General features: G+C 42.9%; 10 protein-coding genes. 3 read left to right on the forward strand and 7 right to left on the reverse strand.

Features of this window, described 5'->3' with window-relative positions; translation table 11 throughout:
- Positions 1–92 precede the first annotated feature (92 nt).
- On the forward strand, positions 93–1796 hold the full coding sequence (gene rpoN / locus EI161_RS12120) for an RNA polymerase factor sigma-54 (protein WP_192529662.1): 1704 nt from the start codon (positions 93–95) through the stop codon (positions 1794–1796).
- Between the two features lie 401 nt (positions 1797–2197).
- Positions 2198–2578, forward strand: coding sequence for a ribosome hibernation-promoting factor, HPF/YfiA family (gene hpf, locus EI161_RS12125; protein WP_192523667.1), 381 nt, complete (start codon positions 2198–2200; stop codon positions 2576–2578).
- Between the two features lie 223 nt (positions 2579–2801).
- On the opposite strand, the gene thiS is transcribed toward hpf, so the two are convergent.
- From thiS to EI161_RS12145, 4 genes are all read right to left on the reverse strand, one after another.
- Complete coding sequence (gene thiS, locus EI161_RS12130) at positions 2802–3002, reverse strand: sulfur carrier protein ThiS (RefSeq protein WP_192523666.1); 201 nt, start codon at positions 3000–3002, stop codon at positions 2802–2804.
- A gap of 101 nt (positions 3003–3103) precedes the next feature.
- The gene (locus EI161_RS12135) at positions 3104–3481 is read right to left on the reverse strand and encodes a DUF423 domain-containing protein (protein ID WP_192523665.1); all 378 of its coding nucleotides are present in this window, start codon (positions 3479–3481) and stop codon (positions 3104–3106) included.
- Positions 3482–3718: 237 nt separating this feature from the next.
- Positions 3719–4582, reverse strand: coding sequence for an RNA polymerase sigma factor RpoH (gene rpoH / locus EI161_RS12140; RefSeq protein WP_225735374.1), 864 nt, complete (start codon positions 4580–4582; stop codon positions 3719–3721).
- A gap of 240 nt (positions 4583–4822) precedes the next feature.
- Positions 4823–5302 (reverse strand): sulfurtransferase TusA family protein, encoded by a 480-nt coding sequence (locus EI161_RS12145; RefSeq protein WP_192529663.1) that lies wholly within the window; start codon positions 5300–5302, stop codon positions 4823–4825.
- Positions 5303–5787: 485 nt separating this feature from the next.
- On the opposite strand from EI161_RS12145, the gene EI161_RS12150 reads away from it, so the two are divergent.
- Complete coding sequence (locus EI161_RS12150; RefSeq protein WP_225735373.1) at positions 5788–7566, forward strand: M48 family metalloprotease; 1779 nt, start codon at positions 5788–5790, stop codon at positions 7564–7566.
- Between the two features lie 87 nt (positions 7567–7653).
- Here EI161_RS12150 and EI161_RS12155 read toward each other — a convergent pair whose 3' ends face one another.
- From EI161_RS12155 to EI161_RS12165, 3 genes are all read right to left on the reverse strand, one after another.
- Positions 7654–8103: a GatB/YqeY domain-containing protein gene (locus EI161_RS12155; protein WP_192523662.1), complete on the reverse strand. Its 450-nt coding sequence runs from the start codon at positions 8101–8103 to the stop codon at positions 7654–7656.
- 223 nt (positions 8104–8326) lie between these two features.
- Positions 8327–8542 (reverse strand): 30S ribosomal protein S21, encoded by a 216-nt coding sequence (gene rpsU / locus EI161_RS12160; RefSeq protein ID WP_010195908.1) that lies wholly within the window; start codon positions 8540–8542, stop codon positions 8327–8329.
- 380 nt (positions 8543–8922) lie between these two features.
- Positions 8923–9062, reverse strand: a 140-nt coding sequence (locus EI161_RS12165; RefSeq protein ID WP_192524181.1) for an IS1 family transposase, incomplete at its 5' end; no start/stop codon positions are given.

Raw genomic sequence — 9062 nt, forward strand, 5'->3', positions numbered from 1 at the left:
ACGTTACTTTAATCAAAACCTCTTATCAGGTGTCCTAAATTAGTTGACCACTACATACCGTATCACCAGCATCGGAGTGTAATAAGCCACCCATGAGTATGTCGTTCGGATTGGCAACCACGCTAAGCACCTCACAAAAACTGACCCCGCAGATGCAGCAAGCCATTAAATTGCTACAGCTCTCTAGTCTTGAGCTTGCGCAGGAGGTTCAGGCGAAGCTGGACAGCAATCCATTGCTGGAGCGTATTGAGGAAGATGAAGATGAATACGAGACCAGTAATGAAAAAAATAATGAAGCGATAAATGAGTTTGGTGAGCCATTAACGCTAGATACTTGGAATCAAAATGCTGAGGCTGATTCTTTTACCACATCCTCTACCGCTAGTAATAACGACGATACTTTTGAATACGATGACCGTGTTAGTGACAGCTTGGATAAGTTGCAACAAGCCAGTTTCGATGATGACGCAATAGACAGTTATGATATGGATAGCTATGCAATAGATAGCTATGATGGTGATAGTGTTGATAACAGTCGCTTTGATAGTAGCAATATCGGCTCGGGCAGTACATCGAGCGCATTAGCACGCTCAGATTCTGATGACTTTGATAGCTATCAAGGCAGCACCACCGCCACGATTCAGGATCATGTACGCTGGCAGCTAAATTTTAAACGTCTCTCTGAGATAGATACGCTCATTGCTGAATATTTAATGGATTCTATGGATGACATGGGTTTTATACAGCTTGACATTGACGAGTTGTTACAAAGCTTTGATACCATGGCAAGTTTTTATCAATGGGATGAGCGCGTCGAACACGACGAAATAATGGCGGTGTTACATATTATTCAATCCTGCGATCCGCTTGGTGTTGGTGCCCGTCATTTAAGTGAATGCCTGGCGATTCAACTGTCCAAGCTTGCGCCCGACACCGAGTATCTAAAACAAGCAAAAGCGTTATTGTCAGCCAGTGAGCATTTAGTTAGCAATAATATCAAAGTGCTTATTGAGCAAACAGGGCTCACCGCTTATGACATCACACCTGCACTCAATCTATTGCGCACCTTAAACCCCTCACCCGGATTGCTATTTCAAAGCAATCAGCCAGACTATACCCAGCCGCCAGCCAGCTATGATATTCCTGATGTATTAGTCACGCCTACTCGTCGCCGCGACGGTAATGTCACCACATTTATGGAAACACAAGACGATGGCTGGTATGTGCGCCTCAACCCTGACACCCTGCCAAAGCTACGGGTCAATCAAGAATATGCCAACCTCGTCAAACGAGGTGATGACAGCCCCGATAATCAATATCTGCGCGAAAATCTTACCGATGCACGCTTGTTTATTCGCAGTATTGAAGAGCGCAATCAAAACCTATTAAAAGTGGCGACCAGTATTGTGCGCTATCAGCAACAATTTCTGCAGTATGGTGCGACTGCCATGCAACCGCTTATATTAAAGGTAATCGCCGAAGAAGTAGACTTGCATGAATCTACCGTCTCGCGGCTCACCACCAGTAAGACCATTTTGACCCCGCAAGGGTTATTCTCCCTCAAGTACTTCTTTTCATCCCACGTCAGCAGCACAGATGGTGACATCTCATCGACTGCCATTAGCGCTATGATTAAGCAGCTCATCACCGATGAAAATCCGAAAAAACCATTCTCCGACAGTCGAATAAAAGATTTTTTATTAATAGAAGGTATCGATATCGCCAGAAGAACAGTGGCCAAATATCGTGAAGCAATGAATATTGGTTCATCTACCCAGCGCAAAAAGAAATATTAGTGTCTTAATTCAATAGGTTATCAACTAACTGACAGCATCATCAATAATTCTATTTCAAAAATAAAAAATAAAATTTTTTGATTATATAGAAACATTGAAGAAACAACTGCTTTTATTACATTTAATTACAACTTACTGGCTTGCTACTATTCAATTTTCATGACAAATTAGAGTCATACCAACAACAAAATCCAAGTGTCGATTTAGCATATTTAATCACTTCAATAATTAAAGAGATGAGAGAATGGTACGTTTACATTTTGCTAAAGGCGCTGGTTATAAAGCCTTGGTTAATAAAAAAACGAGGGCAGTTATTGGTAACGCAGGATGATAAAAGCAGGAATGCTCATTCATCTGTTGATTGTAAGTATCAATGTAAGCAACGATAAAAGGACAATAATATGAATGTTTCTATCAGTGGTCACCATATCAGTATTACCGATGCAATGGACACAGCAGTTCGTGAAAAGCTTGAAAAAGTAGAGCGTCACTTCGATCAGATTCAAAGTATTAAAGTGATATTATCGCTAGATAACAGCGGCGCAAGTGACGGTGGTAAAAAAAGTCATAAAGCTGAAGCGATTATGCGAGTCTCGGGTAAAGAGATGTTTGTCCAAGCGCTTGACGATGATATGTATAAAGCCATCAATGAGATGGCAGACAAACTTGATAGACAAGTACGCAAATATAAAACCAAAATGGAGAGTAAAAAGACACAGGGTGCAGGGCGTGATGGACGCTATGAAGAGCTGACGACAGCAGATGCAGCTCCTGCAGTTTGATTTTATAATGTATGTTTAGGGTGTTTGAGGATAAATGGCTGCTGGCTAATATAATAACAAATAGTATCAATGGCCATATCTTTAGATATCTCTGAACCAAACATATAAAAAGGGAAAGACCTCAAACGTGCGAGACGTTGAGGTCTTTTTTATTGTCCGCTTCTTTAGAAAATCGACTATAGTAAACTTAACACTATCAGCCTCTTTGAGTGTAGAAAAACGCTTAGCCACCACCAACTGCTTGTACTACTTCGATGCTCATACCTTCAACAATATGCATTTTATCAAGCTCACTTTTTGGGATAAGATCACCGTCCACTTCTACGGCATAACGTCCTTTACTGAGTCCAAGCTCATTGACGACCATTTGTACCGTCTGGTGAGTGGTCTGTAGGTTTTTACCGTTCACACTGATATTGCTCATAAAATATACTCCTTAATCAACTAAAATTATCAATCAAGATTACTTTTTGCAGCATTGTCACCATTCAGGTGGTATTTGACATTTCTTTTATTAGCAATCGGTTATTTCATCGCCGAGTTATTGAGTTTAAATGCCGACAGCGCCAACCATAGCCAACCTGCAATCATCAGAACGCCACCGATAGGGGTAATCGCTCCAAACCAAAGCGGCGCGCCAAGCGTCATCGCATATAAGCTACCCGCAAATATTAAAATACCTATTTGCAATAGCCATGCAGTGGTTTGAGTGGCATATTTGAGTCGAATCAATAGGCCAACCAGCAGTAGGCCAAGACCATGGACAAATAAATACAGGGTTGCAGTATGCCACCATTCGAGTTGTTGAGTGCTGGCGATGTTTGTTAGACCATGCGCGCCAAAGGCGCCCAAAGCCACGGCGATGGCCATATTAATCGCTGCAATACCTATCCAATTTAACATGACAAACTCGTATTATTTAAAGGCGCTTTATTTAAGAATGCTTTATTCAAAGGGTACCCGCGACTGGAATATAGTCAGGTCAATATAAAGGAGATGCAGTGGGACTGCTATCAATTTTTTGTAGCCTCTGTCGGCGTAGGCACAGCAGGCAAGAAAAATTTTTACCAGTCACGCATCATAATGTCGTGTATGTATTTTATTTGGTATCGACCATATCACTGCGACTGAAAATAACAGCTATTGAATGTCATCTGGCAAAATAACGCTATCAATAGTCATGGCATCGCGAATTTTGTCCATGGCATTTTTTTCGATTTGGCGTACACGCTCGGCAGAGATAGAATAGACCGCTGCCAATTCATGCAAGGTTGATTTTTGCTCAGACAGCCAACGCTGCTCGACGATATCGCGTGAACGGTCATCGAGGGTATCCATGGCTGCTATCAACGCTGATGAGTTATTTTCTTCCCAATCTGCTTCTTCTAGCTGCTCAGCAGGATCAATACCATCCTCTAAAAATAGCTGCGGCGCATAACGTCCATCATCATCATCGCTAGATTGCGCTTCAAATGAGGCATCATAAGAGGTCAAGCGCGACTCCATCTCTAACACTTGCTTGCGCGTCACGTTTAAATCGTTGGCAATCGCATCTGCTTCTTCTAATGTCAGCTGGTTATTGGTTTTTTTAAGACTGCGTAAATTAAAGAATAGCTTACGATGGGCCTTGGTCGTCGCGACTTTCACAATGCGCCAGTTACGAATCACGAATTCATGAATCTCCGCCTTAATCCAATGCACAGCAAACGATACCAAGCGTACGCCTTTATTGGGATCAAAGCGTTTCACCGCTTTCATCAAGCCTAAGTTACCTTCTTGAATTAAGTCCGCTTGCGGCAAGCCATAGCCCGAATAACTACGGGCAATATGAATGACAAAGCGCAGGTGCGACATCACCAGCAGCCGCGCGGCTTCCACATCGCCTTCATCATAATAGCGATGAGCCAGCTCTTGCTCTTGGGTCGGTGTCAAGATAGGAATTTGATGCACAGTATTGATATAAGCACCCAGATTGACCCCAGGCGCTGATAAATGAGTCGGCATCGCTGGCACCAAATCACGGGTACTGGTATTACCAAGTGCACTCGAATCGTAAGGGGGTCGCTGTGCGGCAGCTTTCAATGCTGCATCACGCGCTTCGTTTTTTACAGGAGCTGCATCGTCTTTTTTACTCGTTTTTGCAGCATCATTAGAAGTATTAGCCATATTCTTGACCTTGGTTAAATAGTGACGCAAATAGTCAGATAAAATCTTTATAGTTGTAATTGTAAAGGATAGCGATGCTTAGTTGCTATCAGTTTTGGTAATGATGAAGTGATATATTGTATCAAAAGGCTGTGATGATATGCTATCAGCAGGCGGCTGCTTAGTGGAGTTATGTAGCGTTAGTAGCAGCTGCTCTGTGGTATCTGTTTGCTGGCTTTGTCGACAAAAAGCCATGATATCTGCTTGTGAGTTGGGGTCTGTTGCGACCACGTATAAAGACTCATTAAGGCCAACATTGCGTAGCGCTACCTTGGTTTTTAGTAACGGCATCGGGCAAGCCAGTCCGCGACCATCGACGAAACGCTTGATAGTGAGGCTAGGTTGCTTTTCGTTTGTGGTGTCATTGAGGTTAGCATCGTCAACACTGTTGTTATCGCTATCTACTGGTAGCAATGCTAGCAGTGGTCTAATCGACTGCTGCTCTGCCTCAGGTAAATGCTCTGATAAAAGTATCTGGTAAGAGGCTCGTATCATGATGGAGTGGCTATCAGCGGACATAAAGGTAACCTTTAAAATATCAATAAATATGTCAGTACACCACTTGGCCATATTCGTTGGTTTTAACATTTCACGCTGACACAGCGGTTATTTTGCTGTGCAACATGCATTACAGTTCACCATTATAGCAAATTGCCACTCTTCAATTGCAGTTGAATATAATCAACGTCATGTTCGGTTCACTAGAATCACATATATATAGTGGATTCACTTTACAACCGAGACAGTGCTATTGGCTATAAATTTTTTGCCGCCTCTGTCACGCCTGCGAACAGCAAGCAAGAAAAGTTTATAGCAATAGCAGGTTACTATTTGCTTTATTATAAACGTATCCATTTTATATGGGATTGACTAAAGCCATGTTGCACAATAGTGACGGGCAGCTGAGTTATTGGTAGTCGAGTACAGACTAGAATTGACCTTATATAAACAAGCTCGTATAGTCGAAAAAACATTGTCATTACTCACCTGTATAGGATACGCACTTGTACCACTCTAATAGACAGTCGATGCTTGGTAGAGCGCTCATGCACCAGTCAAATACACACGAGGAAGCCACGCGTTCGCGAGCGGTGATATCGCCTTTTTATCAATATAACAAGTACCAATATAAAAAGTACCAATATAAAAAGTGTCAGCATAGAAAGTCTCAGGGCAAAACAAGCCTTCTGTCTATAGCCGTGTCGAGCGCTATTAGGCTGGGAGGGTTAGCGGTATTACTGATAGTGACTAGTACTGCCAATAGTAGTGATGGCAACATGAGAGGTGCGAGCGGTAACCAAATCGCGGCATTCAATGATAACTCATGGCAGTCTACAGGCTCAAAAGATTTAAACTTACCCAATTTGCGCGGGCAAAGCTTAAGCTTCGCGGAACAATATCAAAATAAGCTGCTCGGTGAATGGTCGCTACGCAACGTCAATGGTCGCACCAAGATGGAGCACGACCCTTGGATTCAAGAAACGATCAAAAATATGACCTGGCGCCTCAATGCCCAAGCACGACAGCAGGCACCAATGGGCTTGGTTATTATTGATAACCCAAGTATCAATGCTTTTGCAGCACCAGGCGGTGTCATTGGTCTCAATACAGGGACAATATTGGCCGCCAGCAGTATGGATGAGCTGGCCAGTGTGGTCGCCCACGAAGTCGCTCATATTAGCCAGCGTCATTATGAGAGTGGTGTTGATGAGCGCAAAAAAGCCCTGCTGATGCAGATAGGCGGTATGCTAGCAGCGATTGCAGCGTCAGCCGTCGATGGTGATGCAGCGGCGGCGGTGATGATGGGCAGCCAAACTGTGACGATGAATAACACCATGGCGTTTAGCCGTAGTAATGAGCGCGAAGCTGATCGGGTAGGGATGCAAATCATGACCCAAGCGGGCTATGACCCGAGAGCCATGCCACGGTTCTTCGCTACGATGAACCAACGCAGCCAGCTGAATCAAGTTGAAAATCGATTTTTACCCAGTTTTGTACGCTCGCATCCATTGAGTAATGAGCGCTTAAGTGAATCACAGAGTCGCGCGCAGCACTATCCACCATTGTCATTGAATCGGCAGCAGCGCCATCAAGCATTATTTGATTTGCTCTATTGGCGTGTTCAAAGCACTGGCAAGCATGCCTCTGAGACAGAATTAACGACAGCCGCCAAAAATAGCGCGGGTGCTAAGTTGGCTCTGATGCATTGGTATGGTGAGCAGCAGCGCTTTACAGATGCTATCGACGTGCTGGCTGAGATTAATCAACTACCGCCTGTACAGCGTCAAAAACTAGAGCCTTTACTGTCAATTACCCATAGTCAAATTTTGACGGAACAAGGTAAGTGGTCACAAGCTGCTGAGATATTAGAGAACCAGCAGCGGCTATCTCCTGAACGCCGTGACCTGCGTCTGTATCTGGCTGAAGCACTGACCAATAGCAATCAGCCCATCAAAGCACAGGCACTACTCAAACCATTGACCGAACAGCAGCCAAGTGACCGTTATGCTTGGCAAAGTTTGCAATTGGCCAATGAAAAACTGGCCAAAACCACCGATTCTACACCACTAAAAAACATTGCCACTATTAATGCGCTACGCTATCGCAGCCATGACCAGTTGTGGAGTGGTCGTTATGAGAGCGCCCTGACCTCATTGACCCAAGCCAAGCAACTGGCGGAGAAGCTGCAAACGACTGCGCAAGCCAATAGTGCTCGTCCACTACTTGCCAATATTAATGCCGAAATCAAAGCGGTAAAAACCGCCAAAGACTTCGAGCCTTAGGCGGTTATTTTTTTAACGTGTCAGCTTTTAACTTACCAATCTCTAAACTGCCACTACTGTTGTAAATCGGCTAATGAATCATAGGTTTTAGCCTTGTAGAGCGTCTTTTACCAGCTTAGAGATGAGGGCAGGGTCAGCGCGACCCGCGGTTTTATTCTTTAATACACCCATCACGCTACCCATATCACGCATAGAAGTGGCACCTTGCGCCGCGATTTCTGCATTGACCAAGGCAGCAAGCTCGTCATTGTCCATTTGTTTGGGCATAAATTCATTGATGATATCGATTTCAAACTGCTCTTTGGCGGCTAAGTCATCACGATCATTTTCTGTAAAAATACCAAGCGATTCTTGGCGCTGTTTTAGCTGTTTTTGTAACACGTCTAAAACAGCTGCATCATCGAGTTCTATTTGACGGTCAATCTCGATTTGCTTGACGACTGCTTGCACGTTGCGCAATACTTTAACACGCTCAAGCTCACGCGCTTTCATAGACGTTTTAATGCTGTCTGATAGAGTCTGTTTAAGTTGGCTCACGGTTATTATTCCTTATTAGTATGGATAAAGCTTTAGATAATAAACTGCTGATAATTTTTTCTGCAAAAAGACTTGGTGTTAGGGGCTGAGTATTAGGGGCTGAATTCTATACAGCGCCTACCTAGGGCGTGATAAAAAAATTGTAGCATAAAAAACGCCACTGATATCAATCGATAACAGTGGCGTTAGTGTAGCGCTAGTATTTAGCTAATCGTATTGTCGATTAGTACATACGAGTGGTACGAATAGTTTCGCGTTGTAATTTTTTCTTATAACGCTTTACGGCAGCTGCTTTTTTACGCTTGCGTACTTGCGTTGGTTTTTCATAAAACTCACGCTTACGTACGTCTGATAATACACCAGCTTTTTCACAAGCACGTTTAAAACGACGGATAGCGATGTCAACTGGTTCGTTTTCTTTAACCTTAACTGCAGGCATGAAGACTCCTCGATTAGGATGAGATATAAGGGCATTAGTTTGGCTGTGTATTAGTATTTAGCCGTAATATCTCAAGATTACTGGCATCAGCTCAAACTAGGATAATCTTGCGCAATAGCACAAGGGCGCCTATTTTAATTAAAAATAGCAGCAAAGTCAAAGACTTTAGCGTATCTGTTTTGAATTATTGCAAACAAAGATAACTTAGCAGTATGCAACTAACGGAGTCTTATTTTAAATAGAAATGTTAATATTTTTAATAAAATTTGGCTGTGTTTTAATAATGTGTTGATTAATTTAATGATAGAATAATGGTGTTATAGTAGTTTTGATTTAAGCAAACAAAAGGAATTGGTGGTGTTCTAAAAAGTATGCTGGCATCAGACGTAGCCATAATTGATGTAAAAGAACACCATATCAAACACTTTGAAGTGATTATCGAGCTTCTTAGAGAAACAACAGGTTTTTCTAACCGCTCGTCTTAATCGGTGTCTAAGGCGACAGTTATTACCCTCTATAC

It is taken from the genome of Psychrobacter sp. FME5 (assembly GCF_014861375.1).
Classification (GTDB): Bacteria; Pseudomonadota; Gammaproteobacteria; order Pseudomonadales; family Moraxellaceae; genus Psychrobacter.